Below are 17,498 nucleotides of genomic sequence, written 5' to 3' on the forward strand. Positions count from 1 at the left end.
TCGCGCGGCGAAGGCGGGTACAACTGCTGTGCGAAGAGGGGAAGCCGATGCTGCGCGATGTGCGCGAGTGGTTCGACGGCGCGGCCGACGGAGAGATACGGGCACTCGAAGAGGTGCCCGGCATCGATCCGGAACGGCTGCGGGAACTGTGGTGTGCCGAGCCGGAGCTGATGCTCCGCCTCGACCGTCTGCACACGGCCGCGCAGCGGGCCTTCGAACGGCGTACGAGGGCGGCGGTCACCGAGGAGCTGATCCGCGCCCTGCGCGCCGTGGCCCAGGGGGCGGACGTGGCCCGGCTGGAGACGGCGGTCGCGCTTGCCGGAACGCGGCTGCGGGCCGATGCGGCCACCGCGGGCGCGCGCGGCCTGAACACCGGCCTGACCTGCGGAATCGTAGTCAGCCCGGTGATCCTGGTCGTGGTCCTCGCGCTGGGGGCGTGGGTGCCCGGGATGTTCGGAGTGGAGCTCGGCTGCCAGGAGCGACTGGCCCTGGCGGGGGCCCTGGTGTGCTTCTCGGGCGGCGCGATGGGCGCCGTCTTCAGCGTGATCGTCCGGCTGCGGGATCCCCGGCAGCTCATCCGCGACCGTCCGGTCGTCGGTGACGGTCCGGGCGGGGCCGACCCGGACGCGGATCCGGTCCAGTTGTGCCGGGCGCTGCGCCAAGAGGGCTGGTACCGGGTGGTGGTGGGGTGGTTCCTGGCCACCGCGCTCTACCTGCTCGTCGCCGGCGGGATCCTCACGGTTCTCACCCCGCCGGCCGCCCCCGCAGACCTGTGCGGGCCCGGCCCGCTCTCCGCCGACGGGCACGGGGCCCTGGTCAAGACCTGGTTCTTCTGGGGAGCCATCGGCTTCCTCGCGGGCCTGAACGAACGGTGGGCCCGCGGTCTGCTGCGCCACCCCTCGGCGCCCGGGGGCGAGGCCGTCGGGCCGGAGGAGGGCACGCGGCGCTCCTAGGGCCTGTCGTGCCGGACGGCGTGATCCGCGGGATCCGGTTAGCGTCGGGGCATGAGTACCGAACCGCAGACCTTCGAGATCCTGCTGGTGCCCGAGCACGTGGTGGAGGGATCGCCCGACGACGCCGTCCGCTCGGCCGTCGTCACACCGACCGGCCAGAACGGCGCCTCCGGCTACCCCCGCTACTCGGGTGACGGGATGGTGGCCGACATCGATCCCCGCACCCGAACGGTGGAAGCACTCCTCGTGGACGGCTCCGAGCTCGACTACGGCCTCAAGCCCGTCCTGTACCGGCCCGCCTGACACGCCGTACGCCAGGCGGCCGTACCGTCCGGTCGGCAGCCGCACGCCCGGCGGGCGGCGAGCAGGCCCGCCCTGGCTCGCCGCCCGCACGCCGGCCGCCGCTACTCGAAGCGGGCGGTGTCCCCCGCGCCCCGCCGGACGATCTCGGCCTCGCCGCTGGAGAAGTCGATGACCGTCGTCGGCAGCGTCCCGCAGTCGCCCGAGTCGACCACCATGTCCACGACGTGGTCGAGCCGGTCCTTGATCTCCCAGCCCTGCGTCATCGGCTCCGCCTCGTCGGGCAGGAGCAGCGTGCTCGACAGCAGCGGCTCGCCGAGCTCGGCCAGCAGTGCCTGCACCACGACGTGGTCGGGGATGCGCACGCCCACCGTCTTCTTCTTCGGGTGCTGGAGCTGGCGCGGCACCTCCTTCGTGGCCGGGAGGATGAAGGTGTAGCTGCCGGGGGTGGACGCCTTGATCGCGCGGAAGACGTCGTTGTCGATGATGACGAACTGGCCGAGCTGCGCGAAGTTCTCGCACACCAGGGTGAAGTGGTGGCGGTCGTCGAGCTGCCGGATGGACCGGATCCGGTCCACACCGTCACGGTTGCCCAGCTGGGCGCCCAGCGCGTAGCAGGAGTCCGTCGGATAGGCGACGAGCCCTCCGGCGCGGATGCCGTCGGCGATGCTGCTGATGGCGCGGGGCTGGGGGTTTTCGGGGTGTACGTCGAAGTACTTTGCCATCCGCAGAGCCTACGGGATCCGGTGGTTCGTGCCGGTCCGCGCGGGCGTCCCGGCCGGTACGGGGTGGCGTGCCGCCCACGGGACTCGAGGCCCGGGCGGCCAGGGTGCGGGTTCCCTCACCGCCCGCGGGCCGCGCGGGCCGCGAGCGTGGCCGGCGTCGGGCCGTCCGGACGCACCGTGATGCTGTAGGCCGCCTTGTCCGGGACGGACCCGAAGACCGGCACGTGCGCCGGCAGCAGGTGTTCCAGCAGCACCGTCGACTCGCGCAGCGCGAACTGCAGCCCGAGGCAGGCGCGGGGGCCGATGCCGAAGGGCACGTACCCGCCCGGGACGGTCGGGCGGCCGCCCGGTGCGGTGAAGCGCAGCGGGTCGAAGCGCCCGGGATCGGGCCACAGCGCCGGGGCGCGGTGCGCGAGGTAGGGGCAGACGACCACGTCGGTGCCCGCCTCGACGGCGTAGCCCGCCAGGACGTCGTCCTCGACGGCGTGCCGGGGCAGGATCCAGGCGGACGGGTACAGCCGCAACGTCTCGCTGACCAGGGCCTGGATCGCCTCCCGGCGCTCAGCGGAGCCCTCGCCGCCCGCCGCGAGGGCCCACTCGCGAGCCTCGGGATGGCGGTCGAGGAGCAGGTACAGCCAGGTCAGCGTGGTGGCCGTGGTCTCGTGCCCGGCGACCAGCAGCGTGACCAGCTCGTCGCGGATCAGCCGGTCGGTGTACTCGGGCCGCGCCGCGGACGCCTCCACCAGCAGGTGGAGCAGCCCCGGCCCGTCGGGACCCGCGGAGCCCCCGCGGGCGGCGCCGATGGCATGGTGGGCCACGGCGTCGATCCTGGCCAGCTCGGCGGCGACCGCCTCCCCGGCGCCGGCGGAATCCGCGGGCAACGTCGGCAGCGCCGCCACCACGGCCGCGACGGAGCCCAGTTCGCGCTCGGTGCCCACGTCCAGCGGGTGGCCGGTGAGGGATCGCCAGATGGTGTCGAGGGCGAAGCGCCGCATCTCCTCCCCGACGTCGAAGACCTCCCCGGTGCGGGCGTACGCGGCCCAGCGTCCGGCCGTGACCCGTGCGGCCTCGGCGATCCGCTGCTCGTAGCGGCGCATCCCGGTCCCCGTGAACTGGGACTGCAGGAGCCGCCGTTGCCGCTTCCACGCCTCGCCGGTCGCGGAGAGCACGCCGTCACCGACCAGCAGCCGGGCGCGGTGCGAGCGTTTGACGTAACGCTGCGGATGCAGGGCCAGGACGTGCTGGATCGCCCCCGGATCGGTGACCAGCACGGTCGGCCGGCCCGTCGGCCCGCTGCCCGGCCCGCTGCCGGGGTTGTCGCCGGGGCCGTCGCCGAGCCGGAACGCGCCGACCCCGCCGAGCCGTCCGCACACCTCGGCCAGCAGCTCGACCAGCTGGCCTCCCCCCGCGCTCCAGCGCTCCACGACGGAGGGGTCCAGCTCGGGGACCGGGGGACTGGGGCGGTGGCCCACGGGACCGGCTTCGATGGCCATCGGTGCTCCCCTGTTCGTCCGTTCGCCGGCTGCGTTCCGCCGGTGTTCCGCCCGTGCCGGGGCGGAGGCAGCACGGACTGTACGGGACCGGGAACGGGCGGGGGTCGGCCTTCGGCCAGGCGGCACACCGTCCCGGACGGACGCGCGACGGACCGGTGACGAACCCGCGACGGACCCACCACAGGCTCTACGCCGGGCGGGTGTACCTCCGGCCCGCCTCCGGGCCGCGACGGGAGGCGGCCCGTTGGATGGGGGTCCGGGGGATCGTGGTCAGGGGCCGGGGCGCGCGATCGGCGGTGGATCGGTTCCTGAGGAGTGCAGATGGGTCCGTTCTCGGCGGACGGGGCACGGGACGCGCTCGACCGCACCCAGGCCGCGATGCTGCTGCCCGCGGTCCTCGTGGGCGCCGGGTCGGGACTCGGCGCGGTGGGCTTCCGCTGGCTGATCGAGATCTTCACCCGGGCGCTGTCCGGCCACGACGACTACTCCTCCGCCGGCCACGCCGACAACCCCTACGTGCCCTGGCTCGGACCGTACTTCGTGCTGCTCGCCCCCGTGGTCGCGGGCGCGCTCTACGGACCTCTCGTCTACCGCTACGCCAAGGAGGCGCGCGGCCACGGAGTCCCCGAGGTGATGTACGCGGTCGCCCGCAAGGGTGGCCGGATCCCGCCCCGGGTCGCGGTGGTGAAGTCCCTGGCCTCCGCGCTGTGCATCGGCGGCGGCGGTTCCGTGGGCCGCGAAGGGCCCATCGTGCAGATCGGGGCCGCCCTCGGCTCCACCGCCGGAGCCCTCCTGCGCGTGTCCGAGGAACGGATGCGGCTGCTGGTCGCCTGCGGCGCGGCCGGCGGCATCGCCGCCACCTTCAACGCACCCCTGGCCGGCGTCTTCTTCTCGATGGAGTTGATCCTGCGCGATTTCACGGCCCGCGCCTTCGGCCTGGTGGCCGTCTCCGCGGTCACCGCCAGCGTGATCGGCCGCGAAGTCCTCGGCGACGAACGGTTCCTGGACCTGGCGCCGGTGAACGCCGGCCACCTGGCCGCGTACGCCCTGTACGTACTGCTCGGTGCGCTGGCCGGGGTCGTCGGGGTGCTCTTCACCAAGGTGCTGTACGGGGTGGAGGACCTCTGCGACTCCGTCTGGCACGGCCCGGAATGGCTCCGCCCGGCGGCCGGCGGCATCGTGCTGGGCGCGATCCTGCTCGCACTGCCGGAGATGTACGGGGTCGGCTACCCGGTCCTCGGCAAGGCCGCGGTGGGCGGGTACGCGATCGGATTCCTGCTCGTCCTGCTCGTCGGGAAGATCGTCGCGTGCAGCGTCACCATCGGGATCGGCGGCTCGGGAGGGGTCTTCGCCCCCGGCCTCTTCGTCGGCGCCATGCTCGGCAGTGCCTTCGGACAGACGATGGACCACCTCGCCCCCGGAGTGACCGGCTCGGCCACGACCTACGCCGTCATCGGGATGGGTGCGGTCTTCGCCGGTTCGGCCCGCGCACCGATCACCGCCGTCGTCATCATCTACGAACTGACCGGCGAGTACGGGATCATCCTGCCGCTGATGGTCGCCGTCGCCGTCGCCACCGGGGTCAGCCACGCGCTCAGCCGGGACACCGTCTACACGGCCAAACTCCTGCGCCGCGGGGTCGACTTGGACCTGACCGGCGCGGCCGCGATCGAGGTCCGGACCGCCATGGGACCACCGCCGCCCGCGCTCGCACCCGGCACCGGCCTGCGCGAGGCGATCACGGCGATGATCGAGGCGGGCGCCGACCGCCTCCCGCTCGTCGACCGGCACGGCCACTACGCGGGCTCGGTCGGTGCGCACGCCCTCTCCCGGGCCCTGCACGGAGGACTCTCCGAGGACACGCCCGTCGAGGCGCTACGGGACCACCCGCCGGTCCTGCTCGCAGGCCAGTCCCTGCAGGAAGCACTGCCGCTCCTCGCCGCGAGCGAGGGCGACGGACTCCCGGTCCTCGACGAGGAGAGGCTCCGCCTCCTGGGATGGGTCTCCCACCGTTCGGCCCTGCTGGCCCTGCACCCGCAGGCCTGATGCGGTGACAGGCCCGGGGCACGGGCCACTGCGCGAGGGCGCCGGACAGGTCCGTGTGCCGGGGAGCCGGCGTCAGTACGCGCCGATGGACCAGAAGACCCCGACCTCGTCGTCGGACACGGCGATGAGGCCCAGTTCTTCGAACAGGTCGAGGCCCTTGATGTACTCGCTCGTGAGGAACCCGTGGACCTCCGTCCCTTCGAGGCCGGCCCGGACGAAGTCCCGGGCGGGGTCCGAGGCCGCGTCCCGGGCGTTCGTCCAGAACCGCGCGTCCGGGCCGTAGCGGTCCAGCAGGAACCGAGCGTCGGCCAGCAGGTGTTCGCGATCCGGTCGGTCCCGGACGGGCAGGCCGTGGCCCCACTCCTCCGCCATGACGGCGAGCGCGGTGACGGCCCCCGCCGGCTCCAGCTCGTGCAGGCGGTCGCGGAACCCCGCGGCGGGCGGCGGCGCGAAGGGGTACGCCGGCACGGCGTCGCGGGCATCGTTGGTGCGGTCGCCGTCGATCCGCAGCCAGTCGCGCGGGTCCGGGACCTCGCGGTGCATCAGGGCGAGCACGTCCTCGGCCCAGTCCCCGTGCCGGCGCGGACCGGTGGCGAGGAAGACGTACGGGTCCTCCAGCAGGCGCAGGGCCGCCGCGTTCCAGGGGAGGTCGAGGGCGATGCGGTCGTCGTCTGCCGTGCTCATGGGCCCACCCTAGGCCGCCTCTTCCGGACTTGCTCCCCCTACGGTCGCAGCCCCCGGACGGGCTCCAGTCGGAGCTGCCGCGGAGCCGACGTCAGTTGGAGCGAGAGGTCCGGCAGGCGCGGTGCCTGCCCCGCCGTGAACCAGAGCAGGACGTTCTCACCGGTCCGGACCGGCAGTGCGGGGAAGGTGTTCTCCGCGTGCTCGGTGAGGTGTACCGCCTGCGCGGGGGTTCCGGCGGCGGTCAGGGTGGGGCGCAGGTGCTGCTCGAAGTGGTCGGTGAAGGCCGTGAGGTCCTGGGGGTGGCAGATGGTTGCGACGACGGGCCCCGTGGTGGCCGGGGCGGCGAAGCCCGGTCCGCGCAGCAGGAGCACATCGTCCGAGTCGATCATGGTGGCGTTGGCCCTGTCGCGATGGGCCTGCCAGACGGGGCCGCCGTAGAAGGCCCGCAGCGCCCGCGCCCGCGCCGCCATGTCCGGGAAGCTGCGCAGCCAGACGAAGCGGTCCGGGTCGTCGAGGTCCCGGAACCGGCCGCCCACGGCGATGCCGGCCGCCTCCTGCCCAGTGACGAACTCCCGCTCGAAGAGGTCGACCAGGGTGTCCCGGGCGCCCGGGTGGAGGGTGTACTGCCGGAGTTCGACGATGGCGTTCATGGCCCGGACCCTAGAGCCGGTCCACTGACACCTCCTGTCAGTGGACCGCGACAACCCTCGCGTCCTTCCGACCGGCTCACTCTCCGCGGGGCAGGCGCTCGCGCACCCGGCGGATGATCTCGCCGCGCTGGCCGGACCGGAGGGCGCCGGGGCACGCGTGCCCGCCCCACGCGGCGCCGCCCATGGCGTGGACGCCCAGACCCGGCTGGTCCGGGTGCTCGCTGACGGCCGGCGGCCAGCCGTGCGAGCCGGCGCCCCAGGAGTAGATGCGGGCGACGGCATCGACCTGAGCCTCCGTGAGCGACCGGGTCGCGAAACCGGAGGTCTCGACCGAGGCCCACGACGCGTTGCCCTCCACCTGCGCCCAGGCCCGGTCCAGGACGGACACGTACTGCTCCGTCTCACCGTCCCGGGAAACCCAGAAGTGCGAGGAGGTCTTGATTCCGGGGGTGTTGAACCGCTCGTACAAAGAGCCCTCGCCCTCCTGGACATGGAGCACGAGCCCGCGCTGCGCGGCGCGGTCGCCGGCGACGAAGTTGCGATCCAGTGGGATCCTCGCCACCCCGGGCATCCATCCGGACGCGGCGGAGGCGGTGGGCGAGGCCTCGGGCGTTCCCGCCCCTCCGTCCCGGCCGCGGTCGTCGTCGCCGTGCCCGGAGCCGCCGGACCGGGCGACCGCCAGAGAGCCGGCGGTCGTGGTGAGGAACAGGGCGCCGCCGCCGGCGAGCAGACGTCGCCTCGACGGAGCCGTGGGGTCAGGGGTACTGGAGCTCATGAGCGGTGTCCGGTTCCTGGTGGTGCGGTGCCATGCGTGGGGGAGAGGGCGATTCTTCGGGGCGCTCATGATGGAGACGTGATCGTTTGATGATCGTTCGACGACGGATGCCGGCCCCGGCCCGGCCGGACGGATTGTGACCAACTGGTCATCCAGCGCGCATCACCTGCGCATATGAGGCACGGAGACTGGCTGCTGATCCAGAACGGCACGACAAGGCGGTGTACGGCATGACGGCGGTACCGGTGGAGGGCGAAACGCCCGACGCGACGAAGGACGAGCACCCGGCGAGGACGCCCGGGGCGCGCGACGCGCAGACACCGCCCCCCGCCCAACGGCCCACACCCGCACCCCGACCGGGTCAGGAGCCGCACACCGTGCCCGCTCCGAGGGCGGTTCCCGGGGCGGCGGCTGCGGCCGATGCCGCACCCGCGACGGCTTCGGAGGCAGAGCCCGGGCCTGGGCCGCAGCCTACGTCTGCGGCCGTGCCCGAGCCTGCTGCCGAAGCCGAAGCCGAAGCCGAAGCCGAAGCCGAAGCCGAAGCCGAAGCCGAAGCCATGCCTGGTGCCGTGGCGGAGCCCGCTGCCGGGGCTGGGGCCGAAGCTGAGGCTGCGTCCGTACCCGGGGCCGAGGCCGTTTCGCCGACCACGGCAGTGCCCACGGCGTCGTCCGCTTCCGTGCCCGCGTCCGGCGGGGAGGCTGAGGCCGCGTCCGTTCAGGAGCCTGGGACCGCGCCCACATCCGGGTCAGAGTCCGGGCCTGCGGGCGGGGCCGTGCCCGCGCACGAGTCCGTGTCGGGGGAAGAGCCTGAGACCGCGTCGGCTCCGGTGTCCGGTTCCGAGCCGGCGCCGGGTGCCGGGTCCGGGGCTGCGTCCGCTCCCGATCCGGTGCCCGGGGCCGAGGCCATGCCCGCGCATTCGGCCGGGGCCGGTCCTCGGAGTGCGTCCGAGTCCGCGGGTCTGCCCGCCTCGGGGCCCGTGTCGTGGCCGCGGCGGCGGTCCGGATCGGATCCGCGAGCCGTCCCCGAGGGGGCCTTCCGGGTCTCGCCCGCCCCTGGCCCGCCGCCGCGGCCGGACACCGAGTCGGGTCCGGGTGCTGACCCGGAGCCGGACACGGTGACGGCAGTCGGCACGGGTACCGGTACGAGTACCGGTGCCGGTACCCGTCCTGAGTCGGACTCCGAGAAGACGAGCACGTTCATCGCGCTCAAGCCGCTGGACGGGGCCCCCACGCGGGCAGTGCCCGCATGGGCATCCACGGCAGCGCGAGGGTCCGCGCCCGTACCCGTGCGACCCGCCCCGGCGGCGGCGACCCCCGCTGCCGATGTCCCGACTTCGGGAACCGCGCAGGCTCCGGGACCTGCGACCGGCCAGGCCTCGGGAGCCGTCCAGGCTGCTCCGGTATCCGCCCCGGCTCCGGGAGTTGCTCCCGCTCCGGCAACCGCGTCGGCTCCGGGGACGGCGGCTACCGCTCCAGGGGCCGCCCCCACCCCCGAGGGGACCACCGAGCAGCCGTTGCCCGCGCTCGATCTGCTCGCTCAGCTCACCAATACCCCGCCGCCGCCCGCGACCCCCGGTCGCACCGTGGCCCGGCGGGTCCGGATCTGGGTGCCGCCGCTGCTCCTGCTGGTCGCCGTACTGGCCGTCGTACAGGCGCTGCGGCCGTTGCCCGACGCCGTGCTCACCCGTGGGGGCGCCGCGAACTCCGTCACCCTCGACGGGCGTTTCGACGTGCCCTGGCCGGAGAAGGGCCAGGCCGCCGTACGGATCGGCGGCGCGGGCGACGTCGGCACCTTCGGGGAGCAGAAGCCCGTACCGACGGCCAGCGTCGCCAAGGTCATGACGGCCTATGTGATCCTCAAGAACCACCCGCTGAAGAAGGGCGAGGACGGCCCGCAGATCGAGGTCGACGCCAAGGCCGTCGCGGACGGCGCCTCTGCGAGCGAATCGCGCATCAGGGGTCTGACGGCCGGCACCCGCTTCTCCCAGCAGAACATGCTGAAGATGCTGATGATCCCCTCGGGCAACAACATCGCCCGCCTGCTGGCCCGTTGGGACACCGGAAGCGATTCCGAGGCCGCCTTCGCAGAGAAGATGAACGCCGAGGCCAAGGCGCTCGGCATGACCTCCACCACGTACACCGACCCGAGCGGGCTCGACGCCAAGACCGTGAGCACCGCCGCCGATCAGCTGAAACTGGCCGAGGAGGTCATGAAGTTCGACGCGTTCCGGGCGATCGTCCAACTCCCCAACGCCGACATCCCGGGGCTGCGGGAGAAGCTCATCAACAACAACGACGACCTGCTCATCGCCGGACTCAGCATCAAGGGCATCAAGACCGGCTCCAGTTCGGCGGCCGGTGGCGCGCTGATGTGGGCGGCGTACAAGACGGTGGGCGACAAGACCCCGCTGATCCTCGGCACGATGCTCGACCAGCACGTCACCGGCGCCGACCCCGACGGCGCCAACAGCCTGAAACTGGTCAAGCAGAACAGCAAGAAGGTCATCGAGGCCGTCCGCGAGGCCCTGACCTCGGCCGGCGTGGTCAAGAAGGGCCAGGTCGTCGGCTACGTGGACGACGGGCTCGGGACCCGGACCCCGGTGGTGGCCACCCGCGACACGGCCGTCGTCGCAGTGCCGGGCCAGCGGCTCGAACTGGGTCTGGCCGTCGGGGAGAAGGGGCTTCCCGCGCAGGCTCCGGCCGGCACCGAGATCGGGGTCCTGACCGTCGGCACCGGGCCGGGCGCCCCGACGGTCCCCGTGGCACTCGGGACCGACCTGTCCGAACCGTCCTTCGGCGCCAAACTCCTGCGCCTTCGCTAGTAGGGCTTGGTCAGGTTCAGTCGTTGGTGGCGTGTCCGGATGATCGGTTGTTCCGTTGATCGGGTGTGATGCCCGAGGAGTTGGCTGCGGTCCGGTGTGATCTGGAGGATTTCGCGGCGGAGGTGTTCGAACCGTTCGCGAGGGCGGATCAGCGTCGGTGGGGGTCGGTCTACCTGCGCGGGCTGCTGACAGATGGCGGACGCAAGTCCGTCGAGCCCATGGCCGCCCGGCTCGGGGAGGACGGGAACCGGCAGGCCCTGGCACACTTCATCACCTCCAGCCCATGGAACCCGGCCCACGTGCGGGCCCGACTCGCGTGGATGATGCAGACGGCGATCAAACCGACCGCACTGATCATCGACGACACCGGGTTCCTCAAAGACGGCGATGCCTCGGCTTGTGTGACGCGGCAATACACCGGCACCGCGGGCAAGGTCACCAACTGCCAGGCAGGGGTCTCGCTCCACCTGGCCGGCGACCATGCCTCGGCGGCGGTCGACTGGCGGCTGTTCCTCCCGGAGACCTGGGACCCCGCCTCGCCGAAGGCCGATCCCGTCAAGGCGGCCCGCCGGGCGAAGTGCGGCATCCCCGAAGGCCTGGGCCACGTCGAGAAGTGGCAGCTGGCCCTGGACATGGTCGACGAGACACGGTCGTGGGGCCTGGACGTCCCCCTCGCGATCGCCGACGGCGGATACGGGGACACCGCCGCTTTCCGTCTCGGCCTGGAGGAACGCGGGCTGCACTACGTGGTGGGCATCTCCACCACCGTGACCGCCCAGCCCGGCGACGCGCTGCCCTGCACTCCGCCCTACCGCGGCACCGGACGCAAGCCGGTGGCAAGGTATCCCGAACCGGCCCGGAGCGTGAAGAACCTCGTCATCGAGGCCGGGAAACAGGCGGCCAGACCAGTGCAATGGCGCGAGGGATCTCGTCCCGGCACGGGCCGCAGCGGCTTCAAGCGGATGTACTCGCGATTCGTTGCCCTTCGGGTCCGGCCCGCCGGCCGCGAGGTCCGCAAAGCCATCGACGGGCCGGAACTGCCCGCGTGCTGGCTGCTGGCCGAATGGCCTGCCGATCAGGCAGAGCCGGTCCAGTTCTGGTTCTCGAACCTGCCCGCGGAGACACCGCTAACCACACTCGTGCGGCTGGCGAAGCTCCGCTGGCGCATCGAGCACGACTACCGCGAGATGAAACAGGCCCTGGGACTTGCCCACTTCGAGGGCCGCACCTGGAACGGCTGGCACCACCACGTCACCCTCGTCTCCGCAGCCCACGCCTTCTGCACCCTCCAGCGACTGGCCAGAGCCCCAAAAGAAACGGCGCCGGCCTGAGCCTCTACCGAATCGTCCGCGAACTGCAGACCCTCCTCGCCACCTGGGCCGGCGCCTGCCCCACCTGTCACCGCGACATACCCACCCTCACACCAACCTGACCAAGCACTACTAGTGCTGTGACCGGAAAGGTTCACCGGGTCGCGACGCCCGGTACGGCACCTCGCCGCGTTGTCGGACCACGCCGGTACGTCCAGTACGAGGCGCGGTCCTCCGCCTTGCGATGCACCGCACCGAACGCCGCGACCCGGCAAACCCTTCCGGCCACAGCACTAGACGGCCTCGCGTACGGGCGTTGCCTACCGCGTGCCGGGCAGCCGGACCGTCACGAGGAGACCGCCGGCGGGGCGGGGGACGAGGTCGAGGGTCCCGGCGTGGGCGCGGACGATGCTGTGCACGATCGCCAGGCCGAGCCCGACGCCGGCGTGCTCGTCGGTGCGTACGCGGTCCGCCCCGCGCCGGAAGGGTTCGACGAGCGTCGGGACCAGCTCCGGTGGGAGCGGGGGGCCGGTGTTCTCGACCCGCAGCACGCTCGCGCCGCCCTGCTCCCCGGTGTGGACCGTCACGGTCCCGCCGGTGGGGAGGTTGTGCACGACGGCGTTCTGGACGAGGTTCGTCACCATCCGCATCAGGAGTTCCGCGGAGCCGTCGGCCCGGGCCGGTCCGCCGGTGACGTCGAGGGTGATCCGGCGCTGCTCGGCGAGGGGGAGCAGGGTTTCGGCGGCCTCCTCGGCGAGGAGCGAGAGGTCGACGCTCTCGCGCGTGAAGTCCGCGCGGTCGCCGTGGCTGAGCAGCAGGAGGGCTTCGGTGAGGTCGATCGCCCGCGCATTGACGGCGTACAGGCGTTCGATGAGCTCGTCCCGGTCCCGCGTCGGGTCCTTGCGGGCGACGTCGAGGAGCGCCCGCGAGATGGCCAGGGGGGTGCGCAACTCGTGGGAGGCGTTCGCGGCGAACCTCTGCTGCTCGGCCACGTGCGACTCCAGCTGCTCGAGCATCGAGTCGAACGCGTCGGAGAGTTCACGGAATTCGTCCTGGCGGCCCCGCATGTGGATCCGGTGGGACAGTGACCGGTTCCCGGCCGTCCGCGCCGCGTCCGTGATGCGGGTGAGCGGTGCGAGCATCCGGCCGGCGAGGATCCACCCTCCCACGAGGCCGAGCACCAGCAGGAACACCAGTACCGCGGCCGCCCTCGGAGCGAACACGCGCAGGAGGTTGGACCGGATGGGAAAGACGCCATGGGTGGGCGCGTCCGCGGAGACGATGAGCGCCCGATCGGGGACGTACCGCAGGAGGAACAGCCACACCGCCGCGAGCAGCAGGACGCCGGCGACCATGAGGAATCCGGCGTAGCTGAGGGTGAGTTTGGAGCGAACGCTCAACCCGGGCGCCCTATCCACGGTCCGCTCCCTCGTGCACGGTCTCCGGCTGGGTGTCGATGCGGTAGCCGACGCCGGGCACCGTGGCGATGATCCACGGTTCGCCGAGCCGTTTGCGCAGGGCGGAGACGGTGATGCGCACGGCGTTGGTGAGGGGGTCCGCGTTCTCGTCCCAGGCCCGCTCCAGCAGCTCCTCGGCGCTGACGACGCCGCCCTCGGCGGCGACGAGGACGTCCAGTACCGCGAACTGCTTGCGGGTGAGCGCGACGTAGCGGGCGTCGCGGAAGACCTCCCGGCGGAAGGGGTCGAGCCGCAGGCCCGCGATCTCGCGGACCGGGGGCCGGGCGTACGCGCGCCTGCGGTCGAGCGCGCGCAGCCGCAGGACGAGCTCGCGCAGCTCGAACGGCTTGGTGAGGTAGTCGTCGGCGCCGAGTCCGAAGCCGGAAGCCTTGTCGTCGATCCGGTCGGCGGCGGTGAGCATGAGGATCGGGATGCCGCTGCCGGAGGCGACGATGCGGCGGGCGACCTCGTCGCCGGAAGGGCCGGGGATGTCGCGGTCGAGGATCGCGAGGTCGTAGGAGTTCACGGCGAGCAGTTCCAGGGCGGAGTCGCCGTCGCCGGCGATGTCGGCGGCGATCGCCTCCAGCCGCAGGCCGTCGCGGACGGCCTCGGCCAGGTAGGGCTCGTCCTCGACGATCAGTACGCGCATGCCCGAAGCCTAAACACCAGGACATATCGCCGTCGTATGCACGGTGCGCATCGGGTACGCGCGTCAGCCGGCCGGAGTCAGGACCGGCTGAGGCCGCTCCGACGGCGCCGGCGTCGTGGTGCGCCACCATCGGCGCGACGCCAGCGCGGCCAGGACGGCTCCGGTGGCGTTGACCAGGACGTCGTCCACGGAGGAGACCCGGTCCAGCCGCAGGACGTACTGCGCGGTCTCGACCAGGACCGAGCAGCCGGCCCCGAGGGCCAGGATCCGCGGGGCGGAGGCCAGCGCGGCCCACCGCATCGGGGCGAAGAACCCCAGCGAGGCGAAGACCAGCAGGTTGCCGCCGATCCCGAGCGGCCCCATCGTGACCAGGTCCCGCAGGGGTACGAGGCTGAACCGGCCGGGGACGATCCCGGCCCCGGAGCCCGGCATCATCGTCATCCACACGAACGGCAGCGTCCCGAGCACCATGCCGACCTCGGCCAGCGAGATCCGCCACGCCGATGCGACGCCGGCGGCGCGCCGACGGCGCGCCAGGGCCCACACCAGCAGCAGGGCCGGCGGCACGGCGACGAGGGTCATGAGCACCACGCCGTTGAACGTGTCGAAGCACCCGTGCCATTGCCCGGCCATGCACCGCGGAGCGGCCATCAGGAGCGGTCCCCGCACGAGGTACATGACGCTCGCCACGCCGAGGGCCGCCACGCCGAGGAGTACGAGCCTGCGCGTGCGGCGGTGGGGCGGTGGCGACGGGGATGCGTTGTGGTTCATGGTCCCAGGGGAGCCGGTGGGCGGTTGCGACGGCGTATGCGATTTTCGATACGTCCGCGATACGTGCGATACAGGCGATGCGCGCGATCCCGGCATCAGCGCACCACGGCCGACTGCGGTACCTCGACGACGAAGAACAGGAAACAGGGCGTGCTCGAAAGGTCGTGGAAGCCCTCGGGGAACAGCTCACGGGCAGTCGGGTCCGGCTGCGGTTCGCTGATGGCGGTAAGCCGGAATCCGGCGGTGGTGAAGGCCTCGGTCATCGCGTGCAGGGGCTTGCGCCAGAACCGCATCGGAACGGACGCTCCGTCGAACGTCCAGTCGAAGGCGTAGCTGCTGGTCGTGAAGTAATCGGGCCGGGGGTCCTGGATCGTGTAGGCCACGAAGGGGTGGTCCACGGACGCGATCAGCCGGCCGCCGGGCCCGAGGACGCGCCGCAACTCGGCCAGCGTCGGCCCCCAGTCCTCCAGGTAGTGCAGCACCAACGACGCGACCACGCCGTCGAACGCACCGTCGGAGAACGGCAGGCGGTCACGCAAGTCGACCAAGTGGAGGGCCGCGTCGTCACCGAGCCGCCGTCTTGCCAGCGCCAGCATCGCGGCGCTGGAGTCGACTCCGGTGACGACCGCACCGCGATCCCGCAGGGCAGCGGTCAGGGGGCCGGAGCCGCACCCCGCGTCCAGGATCCGTCGGCCGGCCACGTCTCCGGCGAGGGCCAGCATCGCGGGCCGCTCGTAGAAGGCGTTCACGAGGCTGCCCTCGTTCTCCGCCGCGTACCCCTCGGCGAAGCTGTCGTAATGATTCGCCCGATCCCGATCCCGATCCCGGTTACGTTCCATCGCCGCAGCCTAGTAGTCACATGATCATTCAGGCAGTGCTCAGGGAGCCGTCGGCTCGGGCATCCACCCGCTCCACGCCGCAATGGCCTCGCGGGCCGCGAGCCAGTCGGCGGGAACGGCGCCGGTGCCGGTGCGGGCCGCGACGACCCCGCCAGCGATCGCGCACGTGGTGTCGCGGTCGCCCCAGCCGCCGACGGTCTGCCACAAGGCCTCAGGCAGGTCGTCCGGATGCCCCGCGGCGGACCACAGGGCGAACGGCACGGTGTCCGGCGCCGAGATCCGCCACCCCGAGCCCAGTACGGACGCGGCACGGTGCACCGGCGTACCCGCGGGGAGGCTCGCGGCCACGCGGAGTCCGGACCCGACATCGCTCCCCGGGACGTACCCGGCGACCTCCCAGAGGAACTCGGCGCGGAGCGGGGCGTCCCGGCCCGCGCCCGCCGCCGCCAGCGCGGCGGCCACCGCCACGGCGACGGCGCCTGCGGCCGCCTCGGGGTGGGCGTGCGTGGCCCGCGCGGACAGCCGGGCCTGCGCGGCGGCCTCCTTCGGATCGCCCCGGAACCAGGCGCCGAGCGGCGCGACCCGCATCGCGGCGCCGTTGCCGTAGGAACCCTGCCCGCCGAACTGCTCGGCGGTGACAGCCCGCCAGTGCTGGCCCGAGCCGATCCGCCCCAGCACCTCGTGCATGGACGCCCCGTACTTGCGCCCCGAGTCCCGCGCGTACTCGGCGGCGAACTCACGGGCCAGAACGCCCGGCAGGACCTCTCCGTGGGCCGCCAGGTGGGCGAAGAGCACGAACGCCATGGCGGAGTCGTCCGTCCACCGCCACGGAGTGGGCCTGAGCCTGCGCGCCGCCCACTGCTCCTCGACGTTCTCGCCGGAGAGCGTGAACCAGCTGTCGCCGAAGGCATCGCCCATCACCAGCCCGTCCAGGGAGGCGCAGGCGGATCGGGCGTGAGGCGGGCTGCTCATCGGGGGTCCTTCGGACGGCGGACTGGTCGAGCCATCCTCTCCGTACGCGGATGCCGCGCGCGAGACAATTTGGGCCCGTCCGTTGGGGGCCCGTCGACTCGGTGCCCGTCGACTCGGTGTCCGTCCGCTCAGGGCGCGTCCGCGACGACCCCCGTGTTCTGGCAGGCGGTCAGCAGCCAGCGGCCGTCGGGCTGCTTCGCGATCACGTACAGCGGAGCGCCCTCGCTCTCCTCGCCAGGGGACAGGTAGCGCTGGCGGACCTTGACGGCCGCCACGTCGGGGCGGATGAAGAGCACGTGGACCACCTCGTAGGTGACCTGGCCGTCCCAGCTCGCCGCGGGCAGGACCTTGCGGGTGAACTCCGAGATCGCGTCGAGACCGACGAGGACCTTGCCGTGGGCCGTCGTCCAGATCGCGTCCGGGTGGAAGAGGCCGAGGAACTCCTCGGGGTCCTTGGTCCGCTGGGAGTGCTCGACGGTGGCGACGAGCCGGCCGATCGCTTCGATGTCCGCCGCGCGGGACGGGGATGGTGTGGTCATGAGGATCATGGTCACACCTCAAGTGCGCTTGAGGTCAAGCCCGTTGCGGTACGAGCTGCCGGGGCCGGACGGCCGGACCGCCTACGGGACGGTGACCGGAGAGACCGCGACGCAGCCGCCGGCCGTGGCCGCTTCGCCCGTGGCCTCCTTGATGACCTTGCCCTTGTAGATGACCTTGCAGGTGAGGTCGGCGGTGTTGTCGGCCGAGCTGGGGGCGACGGCCGCGGGCATGATCCCGCGCAGGGTGACGGTCTTCGTCCACGTGGCGGCCGGCTGCTCGGCGGTGGCGAGGTTCGGCGCGGCGGCCGTGCCCCCTCCGTCGTGGAAGGAGATCGAGTCGACGGTCTTGCCGGTGACCTCGTAGGTGACCTCGTAGGTCTCGTTCACGGCCTTGTCGACGGCCTCGTCGACCGTCCCGCAGCCGGCGGTGGCCAGCGCCAAGGCGGCCAAGGCGAGGACGGAGCGGGTGGTGGATGATGATTTGCGCATGACGGGAGAGTAAATTTAAAGATT

General features: G+C 72.6%; 17 protein-coding genes. 5 read left to right on the forward strand and 12 right to left on the reverse strand.

The window, feature by feature from the left end; genetic code table 11:
• Positions 1-47 precede the first annotated feature (47 nt).
• Positions 48-953, forward strand: coding sequence for a hypothetical protein (locus tag OG247_RS39910; protein ID WP_327256850.1), 906 nt, complete (start codon positions 48-50; stop codon positions 951-953).
• 51 nt (positions 954-1,004) lie between these two features.
• Positions 1,005-1,256, forward strand: coding sequence for a hypothetical protein (locus OG247_RS39915; RefSeq protein WP_327256851.1), 252 nt, complete (start codon positions 1,005-1,007; stop codon positions 1,254-1,256).
• Positions 1,257-1,357: 101 nt separating this feature from the next.
• Here OG247_RS39915 and OG247_RS39920 read toward each other — a convergent pair whose 3' ends face one another.
• Together OG247_RS39920 and OG247_RS39925 are read right to left on the reverse strand one after the other, a co-directional pair.
• Positions 1,358-1,978: an L-threonylcarbamoyladenylate synthase gene (locus OG247_RS39920; RefSeq protein WP_327256852.1), complete on the reverse strand. Its 621-nt coding sequence runs from the start codon at positions 1,976-1,978 to the stop codon at positions 1,358-1,360.
• A 116-nt stretch (positions 1,979-2,094) separates the two neighbouring features.
• Positions 2,095-3,471, reverse strand: a complete 1,377-nt coding sequence (locus OG247_RS39925; protein WP_327256853.1) for a cytochrome P450 — start codon at positions 3,469-3,471, stop codon at positions 2,095-2,097.
• Positions 3,472-3,792: 321 nt separating this feature from the next.
• On the opposite strand from OG247_RS39925, the gene OG247_RS39930 reads away from it, so the two are divergent.
• Complete coding sequence (locus OG247_RS39930; RefSeq protein ID WP_327256854.1) at positions 3,793-5,517, forward strand: chloride channel protein; 1,725 nt, start codon at positions 3,793-3,795, stop codon at positions 5,515-5,517.
• A gap of 72 nt (positions 5,518-5,589) precedes the next feature.
• On the opposite strand, the gene OG247_RS39935 is transcribed toward OG247_RS39930, so the two are convergent.
• The 3 genes from OG247_RS39935 to OG247_RS39945 form a co-directional block, all read right to left on the reverse strand.
• Positions 5,590-6,201, reverse strand: a complete 612-nt coding sequence (locus OG247_RS39935; RefSeq protein WP_327256855.1) for a hypothetical protein — start codon at positions 6,199-6,201, stop codon at positions 5,590-5,592.
• Positions 6,202-6,239: 38 nt separating this feature from the next.
• On the reverse strand, positions 6,240-6,851 hold the full coding sequence (locus tag OG247_RS39940) for an NIPSNAP family protein (RefSeq protein ID WP_327256856.1): 612 nt from the start codon (positions 6,849-6,851) through the stop codon (positions 6,240-6,242).
• A 76-nt stretch (positions 6,852-6,927) separates the two neighbouring features.
• Positions 6,928-7,626, reverse strand: a complete 699-nt coding sequence (locus OG247_RS39945) for a peptidoglycan recognition protein family protein (RefSeq protein ID WP_327256857.1) — start codon at positions 7,624-7,626, stop codon at positions 6,928-6,930.
• Positions 7,627-9,140: 1,514 nt separating this feature from the next.
• Between OG247_RS39945 and OG247_RS39950 the strand changes: the two genes are divergently transcribed.
• Together OG247_RS39950 and OG247_RS39955 are read left to right on the forward strand one after the other, a co-directional pair.
• A complete protein-coding gene (locus OG247_RS39950; protein WP_327256858.1) occupies positions 9,141-10,448 on the forward strand; it encodes a D-alanyl-D-alanine carboxypeptidase family protein in 1,308 nt (435 codons plus the stop codon).
• A gap of 65 nt (positions 10,449-10,513) precedes the next feature.
• Positions 10,514-11,779, forward strand: coding sequence for an IS701 family transposase (locus OG247_RS39955; RefSeq protein ID WP_442813232.1), 1,266 nt, complete (start codon positions 10,514-10,516; stop codon positions 11,777-11,779).
• A 299-nt stretch (positions 11,780-12,078) separates the two neighbouring features.
• Here OG247_RS39955 and OG247_RS39960 read toward each other — a convergent pair whose 3' ends face one another.
• From OG247_RS39960 to OG247_RS39990, 7 genes are all read right to left on the reverse strand, one after another.
• Entirely contained in the window at positions 12,079-13,176 is a 1,098-nt protein-coding gene (locus OG247_RS39960) for a sensor histidine kinase (protein ID WP_327256859.1), read from the reverse strand.
• Positions 13,169-13,864 (reverse strand): response regulator transcription factor, encoded by a 696-nt coding sequence (locus tag OG247_RS39965; protein ID WP_327256860.1) that lies wholly within the window; start codon positions 13,862-13,864, stop codon positions 13,169-13,171. Before OG247_RS39965 ends, OG247_RS39960 begins: the two co-directional genes overlap by 8 nt.
• 63 nt (positions 13,865-13,927) lie before the next feature.
• Entirely contained in the window at positions 13,928-14,635 is a 708-nt protein-coding gene (locus tag OG247_RS39970; RefSeq protein WP_327256861.1) for a VanZ family protein, read from the reverse strand.
• Positions 14,636-14,730: 95 nt separating this feature from the next.
• Entirely contained in the window at positions 14,731-15,474 is a 744-nt protein-coding gene (locus tag OG247_RS39975) for a class I SAM-dependent DNA methyltransferase (RefSeq protein WP_327256862.1), read from the reverse strand.
• 39 nt (positions 15,475-15,513) lie between these two features.
• Positions 15,514-16,446 carry an ADP-ribosylglycohydrolase family protein gene (locus OG247_RS39980; RefSeq protein WP_327256863.1) on the reverse strand — a complete coding sequence of 311 codons (933 nt, stop codon included), beginning with the start codon at positions 16,444-16,446 and terminating at the stop codon, positions 15,514-15,516.
• A 128-nt stretch (positions 16,447-16,574) separates the two neighbouring features.
• Positions 16,575-16,994 (reverse strand): SgcJ/EcaC family oxidoreductase, encoded by a 420-nt coding sequence (locus OG247_RS39985; RefSeq protein ID WP_327256864.1) that lies wholly within the window; start codon positions 16,992-16,994, stop codon positions 16,575-16,577.
• Positions 16,995-17,066: 72 nt separating this feature from the next.
• Positions 17,067-17,474, reverse strand: coding sequence for an MmpS family transport accessory protein (locus OG247_RS39990; protein WP_327256865.1), 408 nt, complete (start codon positions 17,472-17,474; stop codon positions 17,067-17,069).
• Between the last annotated feature and the right edge of the window lie 24 nt (positions 17,475-17,498).

The organism is Streptomyces sp. NBC_01244 (assembly GCF_035987325.1).
Taxonomy (GTDB): domain Bacteria; phylum Actinomycetota; class Actinomycetes; order Streptomycetales; family Streptomycetaceae; genus Streptomyces.

Bases quoted from the DNA above. Each gene is read 5' to 3' on its own strand.
- OG247_RS39910 (WP_327256850.1), top strand. From the start codon at position 48: ATGCTGCGCGATGTGCGCGAGTGGTTCGACGGCGCGGCCGACGGAGAG.
- OG247_RS39915 (WP_327256851.1), top strand. From the start codon at position 1,005: ATGAGTACCGAACCGCAGACCTTCGAGATCCTGCTGGTGCCCGAGCAC.
- OG247_RS39920 (WP_327256852.1), bottom strand. From the start codon at position 1,978: ATGGCAAAGTACTTCGACGTACACCCCGAAAACCCCCAGCCCCGCGCC.
- OG247_RS39925 (WP_327256853.1), bottom strand. From the start codon at position 3,471: ATGGCCATCGAAGCCGGTCCCGTGGGCCACCGCCCCAGTCCCCCGGTC.
- OG247_RS39930 (WP_327256854.1), top strand. From the start codon at position 3,793: ATGGGTCCGTTCTCGGCGGACGGGGCACGGGACGCGCTCGACCGCACC.
- OG247_RS39935 (WP_327256855.1), bottom strand. From the start codon at position 6,201: ATGAGCACGGCAGACGACGACCGCATCGCCCTCGACCTCCCCTGGAAC.
- OG247_RS39940 (WP_327256856.1), bottom strand. From the start codon at position 6,851: ATGAACGCCATCGTCGAACTCCGGCAGTACACCCTCCACCCGGGCGCC.
- OG247_RS39945 (WP_327256857.1), bottom strand. From the start codon at position 7,626: ATGAGCTCCAGTACCCCTGACCCCACGGCTCCGTCGAGGCGACGTCTG.
- OG247_RS39965 (WP_327256860.1), bottom strand. From the start codon at position 13,864: ATGCGCGTACTGATCGTCGAGGACGAGCCCTACCTGGCCGAGGCCGTC.
- OG247_RS39970 (WP_327256861.1), bottom strand. From the start codon at position 14,635: ATGAACCACAACGCATCCCCGTCGCCACCGCCCCACCGCCGCACGCGC.
- OG247_RS39975 (WP_327256862.1), bottom strand. From the start codon at position 15,474: ATGGAACGTAACCGGGATCGGGATCGGGATCGGGCGAATCATTACGAC.
- OG247_RS39980 (WP_327256863.1), bottom strand. From the start codon at position 16,446: ATGAGCAGCCCGCCTCACGCCCGATCCGCCTGCGCCTCCCTGGACGGG.
- OG247_RS39985 (WP_327256864.1), bottom strand. From the start codon at position 16,994: ATGATCCTCATGACCACACCATCCCCGTCCCGCGCGGCGGACATCGAA.
- OG247_RS39990 (WP_327256865.1), bottom strand. From the start codon at position 17,474: ATGCGCAAATCATCATCCACCACCCGCTCCGTCCTCGCCTTGGCCGCC.